The sequence below is a fragment of the Hymenobacter edaphi genome (assembly GCF_003258365.1).
In the GTDB taxonomy this organism is placed as follows: Bacteria; Bacteroidota; Bacteroidia; order Cytophagales; family Hymenobacteraceae; genus Solirubrum; species Solirubrum edaphi.
Map to the genome: position 1 here is coordinate 48,839 of NZ_QHKM01000014.1, position 14,875 is coordinate 63,713.

The following is a 14,875-nucleotide window of genomic DNA, read 5'->3' on the forward strand; positions in this document are numbered from 1 at the left end:
ACAGCGTCACACCACCCGCTCGACCGTCGTAATAAACCCAACCGGAAAGCTACCAGAACATCTATTGAGTCTTGCTTTGGTGCCGTACCCGAAAATTCTCAAACCGAAGGTCAAAGTCAGCCAGTACCGGAGCGCCATCCCGCTCCATTCTCAGCCGGGGCGCATCATGTTTCAAACGAGCGTGCATGTGTTGAATCGGGTCGGATTCCGTCTCCTGCTTGGAAATCCGGACTGCTCCCGCCAGTAACTGCGGCCATGAACCCCATGCGGCGCGCTCGTCCTGCTCAACACCGGTGAAATGGATGCCGTGGCGGCCTATGACGAAGAAGTATACGTCTCCGATAGTATTCTCTGCCGGAGAGTGCCGGGTAATCTGAAGAGCATTCAGGGTGGTTTTTACATCGGTTCGGCTTACCCACGTGAACACTTTATCCAGCCAGCTCAGGGCATTCTTCTGGAGGTTGCTGATGACGCTCCGCCGCTTTTGCATCGAGTTGGCAAACGGGTCTTGCCATTTTAGCTGAAATAACCCCAGCGATTTGGTCACCTTATCAAAGACAACAGCGTCGATGTCGGTTTCACGTCCATCGATGGACATACGGATTTCATTCGGAATACGCACAAACCGGTCTTCTGTGAAGAAACCGAATATCATGCGCCTGAACCGGTCTTCCCGATTGTTTACTGCTTTGGAGTAATCCAGCGGGTAGGTTCTTTTCAGTTCATGGTTCAGGAACTGAAAAGGGTTGTTGAGGCATCCGGCAGTGGAGCGCAACAGCTGCGAGTCCGAAATCTGAACAAAAGGCGGATGCGCCACCCGGGGAACCGACAGGTAGCTCTGATAATTATCCCTGGTCAGCGTGATATGATTCAGCATGACACTGGCTTCCTGGGTGGAGCGGTCTAAGTAGCGGGCGAGGTCGGCAACAACATCTTCTCTGGAGCAAAAAAGTGAAATGATGTTGCGCAGTTCGAGGCGGTTGAATTTGTTATGCGCCGCTTCGCAGAACGCCTTGTGCAAGAGCGCCAAGCCAGCCAGATATTCAACCATGGTTACGTAGTCACCATAGGGTATCCCTCCAAACAGGTCGTCTTCGGCAAAATCGTCGTGAACCTGTTTGCGGAAAATGTGACGCTTCCCTTCTTGGGTGAAGTACTCCGTTACGTAAGGCGTTGCCTCATACGCAATGATTCGACCGTCCGGGCTTTTAACCGAAAGCATAACCCGCTTGTAGACCCTGTCAGCATCGAATTTGACCTTATTCGTTTTCTTACTCGTGAGGTGGCCGGCTACGTGCTTTTGAACGAAATGCCAATCGTTCAGGTCAAAAAACTCGGAATTGGTGTAAGACTCTGTGATGGCAAACACAAATTCCCTTTCCGCTGGCTGGGAAAGGGATGCGAAGCCCATTTTACAGAACGTCACCAGCTGCCGAGCAAAAGCCAGTTTGCCGGTTGTATGGATAACGGCATCTGCCCAAGCTGTTATATCATTGTTCGAAAACAGGATTTTCTGAACCTCAGACTGGTCAATTTTAGAGTACCATGCCTGGAGGAGCAGAGGCCAACCATACTGGTGGATGGTTTCAAAGTATTCTGTGTAATCAGGTTCGAATTGACCGCTACCACGCAGGTACAGGTAAACTATATCCATTTCCCTGACAACATTGGCTACAGCACTGCCCGCCAAGCCACTTATCTCCGAGAACTTTTCCAGTTCAGCATCAAGGATTAATTCCAGATTTTCTGCGGGTGATGGCATATGACGGGCAGGTGATGAGTTTCAAAATCAGGTAAAACGCGGACCATTGCACCGCAGGAATTGGTCGATGCGAAGCATCGGGAGCTTTGAAAGCTAACCGGGACCGATTGAGACTAACTTACGAAAACAGCAGTCCGGCCCACGGTCACCACGCTGGCTCGGGAACGCGACATTATTTGTCCCCCGCCAAAACAACCAGAACCGGGCCGCGCAATACCTCGTCCTCATCCTCGATATTAAACGTCAATCCTACCAGCTCTCCAACTGCTTTCATTGCAGCCGGGTTGATTTCGCCCTCGCAATCGAACACAGTGTAGACCATGTAGCCAGGGCCATTTGCCTGAACATCCACCAGCCTAGGGTGGCAGTGTAACAAAGCTGGCACTAGGTCTTCGAAACCACCGAACTCCGGCGTACGACCGGGCGTCCACAGTCCCTCGTCTGATATTGCCAGTGGGGCAGTTCCCGGTTGGTATAAGGTTGCAGGCATCTGAGAGAAATACAAGTCAGTAAAAGAAAGAAGGAAGCCGCGAATATCCGCGATAAAGAGAGGATAGTCCGGGCTTGGTTGATTGGCTTCAAAAAGCACCTTATCGGAAGCTATGACGTTTACCTGATAATGGCCGACGTTCACAATCCTTCAACGCGCAGTTTTAACATGTCCCGCATACGGGGCAAGGATACCAAACCGGAGATGCTGGTCAGACAGTATCTCCATGGCCGTGGGCTCCGGTACCGTCTGCACACCAAAGAACTGCCTGGTAAACCTGATTTAGTATTTCCCGCTGCCCGGACGGTGATGTTTGTGCATGGCTGTTTCTGGCACCGGCACGAGGGGTGCCGCTATTTTGTGGTGCCGAAAACCCGAACTGATTTCTGGATGGAAAAAATCGGCCGTAACGTTGCCAACGACGAGCGTCAGCAGGAAGAGCTAAGAAAACAGGGGTGGCGGGTGCTGGTTGTGTGGGAGTGCGAGCTACGCCCGCCACAACGGGAACGCACGTTGGAAAGACTGTTTTATTCCCTCACAGCCCCGGAATCAGAGGAGCTGGAGTGCTAAAACCGCTGGCAATTGCCCGAAAAATTCCGTACTTGTGAGCTGGAAAGGCAGGCTTTTCTGCTAAGTAGCTGACAATGAATTATATAGACCTGTTTGCGGGTGCAGGTGGCTTATCTGAGGGCTTTCATAATGCGGGTTTCACTCCGGTGGCCCACGTTGAAATGGACGCCTACGCCTGCGACACCATCCGGACCAGGCTGGCATGGTACCACCTGAAGAGTAAGAAAAATCACCAGCCGTATTTCGACTATCTGCGGAAGCGACTGTCCCGCGAAGAACTATACAAGCTGATTCCGCCGGAAGTGCTGGATTCGGTTATTAATGAAGCAATCGGCGAAGACACACGGGACGGAATTTTTGCGAGGATTGACAGACAACTTGAACGGCTGCCTGAAGGACAGCGTGCCGTTGACCTGATTGTTGGCGGTCCCCCCTGCCAGACATTTTCCGTCGCCGGTCGCGCCCGCTTAGGCAGCGCCGTGATGGAGAAAGACCCGCGCAGTAAGCTCTACCTCCAGTACGCCAAGTTTCTAAGCAGGTATCGCCCGAAAATGTTCGTATTTGAGAACGTTCTCGGGATGCTGAGCTTTAAAAATGGTGAACAGCTGAACCTTATCCGGGAAACGTTTCTGGAAGCCGGTTACGTGATGGACGTGCGGGAATGGAACGCCCGCGACTTTGGGGTATTGCAGAGTCGGGAGCGCCTGATAATTATCGGCTGGCGCATTGACCAACCCGCTCTGGGCTACCCGGTATTCAAAACCCTGACCCCGGATGAACAAAATGAGCATCTGGTGGCAGAACTGCTGGACGACCTCCCTGCTCTGGCGCCAGGTCAGCGATTGCCTGATGCCACAGCCTACACAAAATTACAAACTCCCTATATCAAGAAAACAGGTCTGCGCCGTGACTGCCCTGTTATCACTTGGCACGAAACCCGTCCACACCGGGAAGAGGACCGCGAGATATACCGCTTGTTTATCGAGCACTGGAACGATGGGGGGGACCAGTACCAGCGGATGCGCTACGATGAACTGCCTGAGCACCTGATTTTCCACGAGAATAAAAAGGAATTCACAGACCGCTTTAAGGTAGTAGCACGGGATATGACCTACTCCCAGACTGTTGTTGCGCACATCAGTAAGGACGGCCATTACTATATCCACCCGGACGTTAACCAGCTCCGCTCCCTGTCGGTGAGGGAAGCCGCCCGACTGCAGTCTTTCCCTGATAATTTTTATTTTGAAGGTCCGAGGACTTCTGTTTTAAAGCAGATTGGGAATGCAGTTCCCCCACTGATGGGAACCCGGATTGCTGAGAGCGTACGCGATGCTCTTAATGGCAATGGGGATTTTCTGCCCCCTGATTCTCCTATCGGCAAGCGGCGGTCCGGAAAAGTAGAAAAGCAGTTAGCCAAGGCCGCCAAGAAACAGGTACACGCCGACGGTCAGTCTGTGCTGACATAGCTCAGGGACAGCTACTCTTGTCACCCAAGCTGCTGTGAAGCGGCAAGTAGAATGTTGAAGAGGCTGCCTCAGCCCAAACTGGGGCGGCCTTTTTCTTTGATTCAAACGTCCTGCATTTGATATAAGCTTTACACCCTCTGATGTTCTGCCATCGGATTTAGGCCCCGGCAAAAGGCCGGTCATCCATGAATTTTGATACTACCCCCTTCGAGGAGGCCGGCCCGCGGGCGGACGCCATGCTCGAAACCCTGCGTTCCATCGGTTACACGCTGGATACGGCCGTGGCCGATATCATTGACAACAGCATCGCGGCCGGCGCGACGGATGTGCAGCTCGAAATTGTCTGGCAGGGTCAGCAATCCACGCTGACCATATCTGACAACGGCAGGGGCATGGACGCTGAAGCGCTACGGGAAGCTATGCGACCAGGCAGTCGCCACCCCGGCCAAGTACGACACAAAGACGACTTGGGACGGTTCGGGCTGGGGTTGAAAACAGCTTCCTTTTCCCAGTGCCGACGGTTTACGGTTCTCTCCAAACCTAAAGGTGGAGAGGTTACATTTCGTTGCTGGGACCTAGATTATGTGAATGAATCAAAGGCGTGGAACCTGCTATGCCATGTATCAGACGAAACCCTGATTGAACAACTGGATGCGCAGCCTCAGGGGACTATTGTGTTCTGGGAAAAGATGGACCGGCTGATTGGTAATCTGCAGCTGGGTAACCAGAAGCATGAGGCAATTTTCGGTCAGTACGTCAAACTGGTGGAACATCATCTGTCCATGGTCTTTCACCGGTATCTGGAAGATGGTAGCCTGACGGTTTATGTAAACGGCGAAAAGCTGAGTCCCTGGGACCCGTTTCTCACAGCCGAGCCTTTTACCCAGCGCCTGATAGATGAAACCCTGCTGGGCGGGCAGGTAGTTATCCGCCCCTACATTCTACCGCACCACCGGCGCCTGTCTCATCCGGACCTGTTTGAAGAAGCCGGCGGGCTGCGCGGGTGGGGCGCCCATCAGGGATTCTACATCTACAGAAACCGACGCCTGCTGGTAGCCGGGGACTGGCTGGGAATGTTCCGCCGCGAGGAGCATTGTAAGCTGGCCCGCATTATGGTGGACCTGCCTAATACGCTGGATGATGCTTGGCAGATTGATATCCGCAAGGCACAGTCCTTTCCCCCCACTACGATGCAGAGTGACTTCAGGCGCATAGGCACTCTTGCGCGAACCCGTGCAGTAGAGGTTTACCGCGCCCGGGGCCGTAAGCTCAAGCATACCCACAGCATCGGTTTTACGCCTGTATGGCAGGAAAATGTCCGGCTTGGCCAGCGCCATTACACTATTAACCGGCAGCATCCGCTGGTGAAGGACCTGCTCGAGAAAAGCAAAGGCCAGACATCTGCTTTGCTCCATGCCGTGCTGCGGATGTTTGAGGAAACCATTCCCGTGCCTCTGATTGTGCTGAGCGAAGCCGAGAAACCGCGGGAGCAGGCTGTGCCCTACGAAAACGTTGGCGACGAGGAAGTGCTGCCGCTCCTGCAGGACCTGTTCAGGGATTTCCGGGCAGCAGGCCGTTCCGCAACTGATGTACGGCAGATGCTGCAGAACATGGAGCCCTTTAATTACTTTCCCCATTTGATTGATAAGCTGCCAGATGCCTGATTCCCACGAGGAGGCCCTGAGCGTGGCCATTACCATGCTCACGCCCAAAACCCATAAAACCACGGCTGTCATCGCTGAAACGGTGGGCAGGCTTGGCATGCTTTACCCCGACGCTGATAAGGAGCGCCTGCAGGCAGACCTGCTGGCCTACTACCGGGTGAAATCGCTGGACTATGCCATACTGGAAGACAAAGCCAACCGGCAGCCACCGTGGCTGGATAAGGCCCGAGAAGACATCAAGTGGAAATTCTGGAGTCGTTACCGGGATTACATGCAGTTCGACCGGCGGATGGCAGCTCACACGGTGGACCAGCTGGGCGACCTGACCGATGACATTCTGGACCGACTGAGCAATCCGCGCGGTACGCTGCCCTTTGACCGGCGCGGTATGGTTGTGGGACAGGTTCAGTCGGGCAAGACCGGTAATTACACGGGCCTCATCTGCAAGGCGGCCGACGCGGGCTACAAACTCATCATCGTACTTGCCGGCATCCACAGCAGCCTCCGTAGCCAGACACAGGAACGTCTGGATGAAGGTTTTGTGGGTTATAACACCCAAACAGCCCGCACGCACCGCACCGGCAATCACTGGATTGGGGTAGGCAAACGTGACCGCAAGGTGCCGGCTCACTCCCTGACCACCAGTGCCCCCAACGGAGATTTCAAAACTTCTGTGGCCGACAGCGTGCCAGCGACCATTTTTGGCTCTGACCCCGTGCTGATAGTCGTTAAAAAGAACGTCAGCATTCTGCGCAACCTGATACTGTGGCTGGCTGCTAAAGGGGAGGAAACCGAGAAGGGACACCGTCTCCTGAGCGACATGCCGCTTCTGCTCATTGATGACGAAGCCGACAATGCTTCCATCAATGTCAGCAAGGAGAATATTTCAGCAGTGAACGCAGCTGTGCGGGTACTGCTCTCCCTGTTTGAGCAAAAAGCTTATGTGGGCTACACGGCTACCCCGTTTGCCAATATATTCATTCCCGTGCTCAGCCGCGCTGATTTTGAGGCCCTGAACCTCACCATCCGTGGGCGCCATAACACACTGGAAGCAGCTGTAGGGCAGGAGCTCTTTCCCAAGGACTTCATTGTTAACATCCCGCCTCCGACCAATTACATCGGCCCCGACAAGATTTTCGGCATCGGCGACCCTGAAGATGATGAGGACGGCTCCCATGAGAATGTGCTGCCTGTAGTGCACGAACTGGACGAGGAAACCGACAATTATTTGGAGGTTTTCCCGAACAAGCACAAAAAGGACGACGACCTGCCGACGTTCCTGCCGGATTCACTGGAGGATGCTGTGAATCACTTCTTCCTGACCTGCGCCGCCCGCCTTGCCCGCGGACAGTCGCGGCAGCACAGCTCGATGCTTATTCACGTTTCCCGCTTTGTGCGCTGGCAGAATCAGACCGGGAAATTGGTCAGCGAATACCTGAGCGACTGCCGCTCCAAACTAGCCCTCCGTAAGAACAGTCTGGAGCCGGTTCTGAAAGAACTGTGGGAGAACGAATACGAACCGGTTACAGCGCGGTTCATTGATGAAAAGCTGATAGACGACCACGCCATCAAACCCCTGAGCTGGGAGGCAGTCCGCAAGCAGCTCCGGCCTGCTCTTGAGCGTATCAAGGTGCGGGTAGTTCATGGAACACCTGACCGGACCGGTGATACGCTGCATCTGCCGCTGGCTTATAGTGATTACGACGACACCGGGCTATTTGTCATTGCTGTAGGCGGTAACAAGCTTTCCCGGGGTCTGACCCTGGAAGGGCTGTGCGTGAGCTACTACCTGCGCGCCTCGCGGATGTACGATACGCTCATGCAGATGGGCCGCTGGTTCGGGTATCGTCCAGGTTATGCAGACCTGTGCAGGCTGTTTACCAGCGGCGAAATCATCAGCTGGTACCGTCACATCACGCTGGCAACGGAAGAACTTCGACTTGAATTCGACCGGATGGTGCGCCAGCGCCGCACGCCGGAGGAGTACGGCCTGAAAATCCGCTCCAAGCCCGGGGTACTGCAGATTACTGCTACTAACCGGATGCGCGGGGCCTGGCCGTTACAACTGAGCTTTGCCGGTGAGCTGATGGAAACCTACGCTTTTCCCCGGCACGCTCCGGAATTTATCAAGGCCAATTACGACGCAGTACAGAAGCTCATTGATCAGCTGGGCGCACCAACTCCGGTGGGCAGGCAACCTTACGCCTGGCGTGGGGTTGGAGCTGACATCGTTCAAGGGTTTCTGCTGGAATACCTGACGACCCAGCGCAACATCGAGCCGGTGAAGCTCACCGACTATATCAGCATTCAGCAGCAGGACGGACGCCTGACCAACTGGACAATCATCCTGATGCAGGCGGAAAATGACAAAAACCCGGAAGTGCCGTTCACCATCAACAAAAACACAGAGATGGTGCGCACGACATTCCGGGATGCCGCAGGGGCAAAGGACAAATCGAAAACGGTGAGTACCGTTGAGTACGTGATTCCCAAGGCGCACATCATCAGCCCCCGGCACGAAGCGCTGGACCTCGACGACACTCAGCTGAGTAAGGCCCTGGAAGCAACCCGGTCGGAGCGTGCCGGTGCCGCATACCCATCAGGTGAACAGATACGATTGCAGCGCCCGGCATCGGAAGCCCTGTTGCTGCTGTACCCCCTCGACCCGGAGCCTGCTGGCTACGCAGCCGGTGTACCGGTAATGGGGTATGCTATCAGTTTTCCGGCGCTAAAAGGCGACCGGAAGGTGACCTATATGGGCAACTCTCAGTTGCTGGCCGAGTTCACCAACGAAGACGAAAACGCACTGGACGAAGAAGCCGACCAGCAGATAACCCGTGATGATGACTAACGCCGGAACTGCTGCTGGTCTGGAGGCAATCTGGAATGAGCTTGCTGAAACGCCGCCTTCTCCCGGGAAGGTAGAAGCCCTCCCGTGCCTGCCGGCTGACCCGGCAAGCCCTCTTTCAGCAGGACTACTTAATGCACCGGACGGTGGGTTACGGCGCGTGCTGTTGCTGACACTGCCGATTCGCTTTCGCTCACAGGTTGCCCCCGACCATCGCTACGCAGGTCTGAGTCTGGAACCGCTGCAGGACCCTGATGAGCCTGAAAAAAACTTTCTTCTGGCTCTCATCCTGACAGATGAACGGTTTTCTGACATCTTCTCAATTCTGGCAGCCGACATCGTGGCGGCGTTATCGGAAGCTCATGACAGCAATGCACAGCGGCGGTCCTTTATGGCCCGGCTCAACCGCTGGCAGGAGTTGTTCGGCCTGTTTAATCCTTCTGGCCTGAGTGGCCCGGCGCGGCAGGGATTGTTTGGCGAACTGCACCTGATACGCGAACTGCTGGCGGAGGGTGTGGCACCTGGCTTGGTGATAAACGCTTGGACCGGGCCACTGCATGACCCCCAGGATTTTCACTTCGGACCAAACGCAGTAGAAGTCAAAACCAGCTCCGGTGGCAGCCAGTCCTTTCAGGTAAGCGGAGCCGCTCAGCTTGACGAGAGCCCTTTCGACCATCTCTTCCTGCTTCACCTCTTTCTTGAAGTGGCGGAAAACGCCGGCGAAACCCTGCCCCAGATGGTCCAGCATCTGGCTGCGCAAACAGAGTCTGACCCTGCAGCATTAAAGCTGCTGGAAACCCGTTTGCAGCAGGCCGGCTACTTTCATGCCCAAGCGGACCTTTACCATTCGGAGGGATTTCGGATTCGCCACACCATGCCGGTCCAGGTCAACGGTGACTTTCCCCGCATCCGGGCAGCAGACCTGCTGGCTGGTGTAGGTTCTGTTTCCTATACTGTTGAAACCGAGCAATTGCTTCCTTACCTGATACCTTTTACAACGCTTACCGCTACCCTTACTTCCCATGTCTGACGCTGACGAATTACTCCGGTTTCTCACCGACCTTAATCAGGAAGTCCGCGCGCTGACGGAGGCCGAGCAGGAGGGGGCAATGCTGGAGGAAAAAGCCACTGAATATATGATTGGCATGCTGTCCGATGCGGGTGAGACCGAGGACGCACGGGTATGTACCAGCATCAAAGCCAACAAAGCCAATCAGATTCAACACAAAATAAACGGGTATGCACTCAGCGAGGACTACGAAACAGTAGACCTGTTCATAACCTTCTTTCAGGAAAGCGGGGAAGTGCGCTCATTCCCGAAAAGTGAGGTAACAACGGCCGCGAATCAATCAGAGCGCTTCCTGAAAGACGTATTCAACGGCTACCGGGAAAAGCTTGATGAATCGGCGCCGGTTTATGACCTAGCACAGGTCCTGTTTGAACACGCGGCCAAAGTTGTGCGGGCGCGCATCTTCATCCTGACCAATGCCCGTCTTACTTCCGATACGGTGTTGCCGGACCGCAAACTGCGCGATACCCTGCACGTCCAGTATCATCTATGGGACCTTGAGCGCTTTCACCGCCTGTGGACGAGCCGGAATCGACGTGAACCCATTGAGATTGACTTCGAAAAGAGTTACGGAAAGCCGCTGGCGTGCCTGCCCATGCCGGTAAGCAACAACGATTACCAGTCCTGCCTTGCAATTGTTTCCGGCACTATGCTGGCGGAAATTTATGAACGGTACGGTGCCCGCCTGCTGGAGCAGAACGTTCGCTCTTTCCTTGATTTCACCGGGGGGGTAAACAAAGGTATCCGTAACACTATCCGTACTGCTCCCCACCGGTTCCTGGCGTACAACAACGGCATTGCGGCCACCGCTGAGGATGCGGAAGTCCGGGAGATGCCGGGCGGAGGATGGGCCATTTACAAAGTCCGTGACCTGCAGATTGTCAACGGTGGCCAGACCACAGCTGCCATTTTCCGCACCCAGCGCCAAGACAAGGCTGACATCAGCTCCGTCTTCGTGCAGATGAAACTGACGGTACTGCGCCGACCCGAGGAGATGGATGAAATCATTCCGCTCATCTCCCAGTTTGCCAACAGCCAGAATGGAATACAGGCTGCCGACCTATCGGCTAACAACGCATTCAACCGCCAGCTGGAAAAGATTTCCCGTACCTGCTGGGCTCCGGCAGTCAAGGGGTCTGCGCTACAAACCCGCTGGTTCTTTGAGCGGGCCCGCGGCCAGTATAAAGTCGCCTACAACCGCGAATTGTCGCCAAGCCGTCGAACAGCGTTTGAAAAGCAGAATCCGCGTAAGCAGCTTTTCAGCAAGGAAATGGTGGCCAAATTTGAGCACATGTGGGGTGGCTACCCTTATCTGGTAGCCCGGGGTGCTCAGAAGAACTATTCCGAGTTCCTCAAGGAAAAGCTCAAGAAGGACTATCTGCCTAATAACGTCTTTTTTGAAGACCTGATTGCCAAAGCCATCCTGTTCCGGGCTGCGGATACCGAGTATGGCCGGGGAGCAACCAAAATCGGGGATTTCAAATTTCTCACGGTACCCTATACCTTGGCTTTTCTCAACCACCTCACGGGAGGTCGGATTGACTTATTCAAAATCTGGAAGCAGCAGGAAGTATCAGAAAATCTGCGGGAGGTAATCCGAAAGCTGCTCTATGTGGTCGACAAATTCCTGCTGGATAACGCCGGAGGAAAACTGGTAAGCGAACGCGCCAAGCAGGAGGATTACTGGAAACTGTTGCTCACAAAAGCACCATCCAGTGACAGTCGTCAGAAGATGCTCAGCTTACTGGCGGATGACTTCGCTGACCCACAACAGCAGAAGAAGCGTTACAGCCAGAATAATGACGAACTGGCTGCTGAGGAGCGCCGGCAGGAGGAGGAATCACTTCGCTCACTGGGAGGCAGGGCCTGGGAAATCATCGAGCAGTGGGGCCGTCAGACCGACCTGCTGACTCCACACAAGCGGGGTAAGTGTGCTGCCATAGCCATGAGCATCAACAAAAAACGACCACTAACCGATAGTGAAATTGAAAACGGTCGCTCAATAGTTGACCTGGTTCTGGAGAAAAATCCCCAGCTGCTTGAGGAGCTTTATGCGGAACAGACAGTGTCGGTAACCACTGCTGCTCCTCGTAGAATTGTCACCATGCAGGATGTTGAGCACCTGCTTGAATGGGAGAAGAGCAACAAAAAACTCAGAGCTGACGATGCAGGCTTTCTGATAAAAATAAAGAAAGGAGAATTGCGGCTTAGTGACTCGGTGAAAGGCAAAGTATGGTACCTGCAGAATAGTGCAGTGCGTCATGGGTATACGGTACCTGCTATGGCAACTGCATAATCTCTATCCTTGCCAAGCCTAAGCTGGATTGGCCCGTCAAAGCAGATGAGCCAGGAAACAGGCTGTACGAGCAGTTCGCTCATCACACCTTACCATTCCTGCTCTATCAGCAAATGTCTGCGGATGCGCTGCTTCAGCAGCTCGTAGTCGTCATCGTGGTGTACCCGTATCTCCTCAAATACCCTGAACAGGTTATGATGACGAAATTTTGAAGTCAATACCTGATTGCCCGAATCACCGGCATTAATGGCCTCAGTGCATTTTTGTACAAGTGTGGTAAGGATGGACCTTAAGTCAGAGTGAATGTTCCTGTGCACCCCTTCGCCGATTTTCTGAGAGACCTCCTTGATTGTGGTGGGTAGAAACGGGTTATTCCAGAAGTTTCTAAGCTTTCCAAAGAAGGCCTCGTGCTGCCTCGTATAAAATATCCGATGCACCTTCACATGACCCAGCTGGGCCTGAGCTCTGTAATACTTCTGGCGCTCACGGTCGTTCGCCTCGGATATTGACTTTTCATAAAAATCAAAGTCGCCTTTCGAGTATATGAAAGGGTGGATATCATTTTCCAGAAACTGAATGTACCCGGCTATGTTTGCCTAGTACTCTTGATATTTTTCAGAATCAGCAGGGATTTCTAAAAGACCATATTCTCTGAGCACTAAGTCTACATTATAGTTTAATAAGTTAACGTAGTCGAGAGCAGAATCAATAGAGTTATTATTCTCAGCTATAACCGTTAAGAAATCGCTAAGTATTTTAGTCTGTTTTTTTGTTACTTCTGTGCGCTTTGGCTGAAGAACGGTTGCTTTCGCCCGCTTGTAAGTAAGAAGGGCAAGCACTGTCGCTGTTCCTGTAAAAATGACAGTGGTGATGTCCTTTATCCAACCCGAATTTTCTTTAATAACGTCTAAGAACCCCATTTTATAATTGAAGCTAAACGCAGCAGAAGAGCGCTGTGTTTATGATTTGAGAGGTTTGGGATGCCGTTCACGGACGGTACATACATCCGTAAATTCAAAAATCTTATCGCCTCCCTTGTCGTCGAGTACGCTCACCATATCCAGCACAACGGTTTTGCGCATTGCTTCCACGAATTTTTCCATGCCGTACTCGATATTGGTTGCATGAATTGCAAAGCCCAAGCTTCTGAGCTTAGTGAGAACCTGCAGGTGCGGATGACGATAACCGTCGTGGTGGCCAGAGGAAATCACAGCCTTTCTTGCGGCATCTATTGCCACACCCTTCCAGAATTTAGCTGAGTAGTTCTTTTTGGAACCGTGATGAGGGGCTTGCACCACAGCATAGGATATACCTGCAAGTTCCGGGTCACCATTCAACCGTTTTAATGTTGATGTAACGGCGTCTGCTGTTAACAGGATGCTGAACTGGTTTATGGAAATGAGTAAGACGCTCGAAAGCAGATTGGCTGCTTGACTGGCTTCCTTGACATTCATGCCCGAATCCAGTTTGACTACACGGTGGTAGGCTTCCCCTTCCAAATGAGCCGGAGAGAGGGCTTTAATAGTAACATCCGTGGTAATCTGCTTTTGCCAGCCCTCAGAAATCTGGAATATTTTGCCTAGTAGGCTTTTGTCACGTAACTCAGGCAGAAACCTAATTATTTTTCCAAGCTCCTGAACAGGACCCGGACTGATTTCAAAAAACTTCCAGTAGTCTTTATCCAGATGAAAGGCTGTGTGACCAAACCAGCCAATAGGAATATGGTGCTGGATGCAGTGTTCAAAAAGTTCAGTGAATCCGGAGTAGTGGTCCTCGTGGGGGTGGGATAAAACCAGAAACTCTATTCTGTCATACCCTCCATCAATCAGGTGCTCAAGAACGGGATTGCTCTCGTCTTTCTTGTTGCAGTCAATGATACCTACCCGCTTTTGTCCGTTGTCGAGCCACTCAAGCAGAATGGAGTCGCCTTGACCAACATCTTTAAAGGTTAACGAGACCATTATTCACTCTTGAATATATTTTCATCGCTTTCATCGAACAGGCCCTCTTTTGTAAATAGAGTGGCCAGTTTCTCAGATTTTGTATTTGAAAATTCAAAAGTTTTGCTTCCAGGTTTTGTAATGATTCTGATGAATATAAATCCGCCCTCTTCAAGAGTTACCGCGCCGTCCAACGGCTCCAAATCGAACCTTCTGCGTTGAAACTTTTTCTCATTCTCGTCGACCAAGCAGTCTATCAGAACTGATTGCTTTCTTATTTCAATAATCTGCCCATAGAAACTTTCAGTTGTTGAGGGAGCACCTATGTCGAAATTAAGTTCAGCCAGTAGCCGCTCAACATCATAGGCTCCGCCAGCCAGAGAGAACTGCTCTTTAGATTTCAAGTGCACCTGTGATGGGGTGAGGTTCAAATCATCCAGAAGCTCGATAACCTCCTGTGCCTTGTTGGTGTCCCTTGACCAAACGACTAAGATATACCTCTTCCCTTCGGGAACGATACTCTTAATGCTTTGGGCGCATCTGTACGGGTCAAACGGCAGGCCTATATTAGGGTCGTAGTGCAGGTCAAGAAATACCAGTTCTATGCTTTCTATAGGGTGTGGCGGTGCCTGCGCGTTCTCAAGAGTTATCTCAAAGAATTCCGTTTTTATCAGCTTTTCTTCAAATGCAGACTGAATTGGTAATGCGTCAGCAGGCATGTCATCAATCAGTGCCACCTGTGTTTCCTGAAGTTTCTCTAAGAGCAGCAT

11 protein-coding genes are annotated in these 14,875 nt (G+C 52.7%); 6 read left to right on the forward strand and 5 right to left on the reverse strand.

The genetic code is table 11. The features are described from left to right. Positions 1–61: 61 nt before the first annotated feature. Positions 62–1,762, reverse strand: coding sequence for a hypothetical protein (locus DLM85_RS23685; protein ID WP_111480669.1), 1,701 nt, complete (start codon positions 1,760–1,762; stop codon positions 62–64). Positions 1,763–1,934: 172 nt separating this feature from the next. After that, complete coding sequence (locus DLM85_RS25230) at positions 1,935–2,351, reverse strand: hypothetical protein (RefSeq protein WP_165822280.1); 417 nt, start codon at positions 2,349–2,351, stop codon at positions 1,935–1,937. 30 nt (positions 2,352–2,381) lie between these two features. On the opposite strand from DLM85_RS25230, the gene DLM85_RS23695 reads away from it, so the two are divergent. The 6 genes from DLM85_RS23695 to DLM85_RS23720 all read left to right on the forward strand — a co-directional run bounded on the left by DLM85_RS23695 (position 2,382) and on the right by DLM85_RS23720 (position 12,165). After that, positions 2,382–2,822, forward strand: coding sequence for a very short patch repair endonuclease (locus tag DLM85_RS23695; protein ID WP_111480707.1), 441 nt, complete (start codon positions 2,382–2,384; stop codon positions 2,820–2,822). A 74-nt stretch (positions 2,823–2,896) separates the two neighbouring features. Next, positions 2,897–4,288 carry a DNA cytosine methyltransferase gene (locus tag DLM85_RS23700; RefSeq protein ID WP_111480671.1) on the forward strand — a complete coding sequence of 464 codons (1,392 nt, stop codon included), beginning with the start codon at positions 2,897–2,899 and terminating at the stop codon, positions 4,286–4,288. Positions 4,289–4,473: 185 nt separating this feature from the next. Further along, on the forward strand, positions 4,474–5,952 hold the full coding sequence (locus DLM85_RS23705) for an ATP-binding protein (RefSeq protein WP_111480672.1): 1,479 nt from the start codon (positions 4,474–4,476) through the stop codon (positions 5,950–5,952). Further along, positions 5,945–8,803, forward strand: a complete 2,859-nt coding sequence (locus tag DLM85_RS23710; protein WP_111480673.1) for a Z1 domain-containing protein — start codon at positions 5,945–5,947, stop codon at positions 8,801–8,803. The genes DLM85_RS23705 and DLM85_RS23710 overlap by 8 nt, the downstream gene beginning before the upstream one ends. Further along, a complete protein-coding gene (locus tag DLM85_RS23715) occupies positions 8,793–9,830 on the forward strand; it encodes a PD-(D/E)XK motif protein (protein WP_111480674.1) in 1,038 nt (345 codons plus the stop codon). The genes DLM85_RS23710 and DLM85_RS23715 overlap by 11 nt, the downstream gene beginning before the upstream one ends. Continuing rightward, the gene (locus DLM85_RS23720) at positions 9,823–12,165 is read left to right on the forward strand and encodes an AIPR family protein (protein ID WP_111480675.1); all 2,343 of its coding nucleotides are present in this window, start codon (positions 9,823–9,825) and stop codon (positions 12,163–12,165) included. The genes DLM85_RS23715 and DLM85_RS23720 overlap by 8 nt, the downstream gene beginning before the upstream one ends. 596 nt (positions 12,166–12,761) lie before the next feature. Here the strand turns inward: DLM85_RS23720 and DLM85_RS25235 are convergent. The 3 genes from DLM85_RS25235 to DLM85_RS23735 are packed head-to-tail and all read right to left on the reverse strand — an operon-like array spanning position 12,762 to position 14,875. Next, complete coding sequence (locus DLM85_RS25235; RefSeq protein WP_133257241.1) at positions 12,762–13,085, reverse strand: hypothetical protein; 324 nt, start codon at positions 13,083–13,085, stop codon at positions 12,762–12,764. A gap of 39 nt (positions 13,086–13,124) precedes the next feature. Next, complete coding sequence (locus tag DLM85_RS23730; RefSeq protein WP_111480677.1) at positions 13,125–14,126, reverse strand: ComEC/Rec2 family competence protein; 1,002 nt, start codon at positions 14,124–14,126, stop codon at positions 13,125–13,127. Beyond that, a complete protein-coding gene (locus tag DLM85_RS23735) occupies positions 14,126–14,875 on the reverse strand; it encodes a hypothetical protein (RefSeq protein ID WP_111480678.1) in 750 nt (249 codons plus the stop codon). Before DLM85_RS23735 ends, DLM85_RS23730 begins: the two co-directional genes overlap by 1 nt.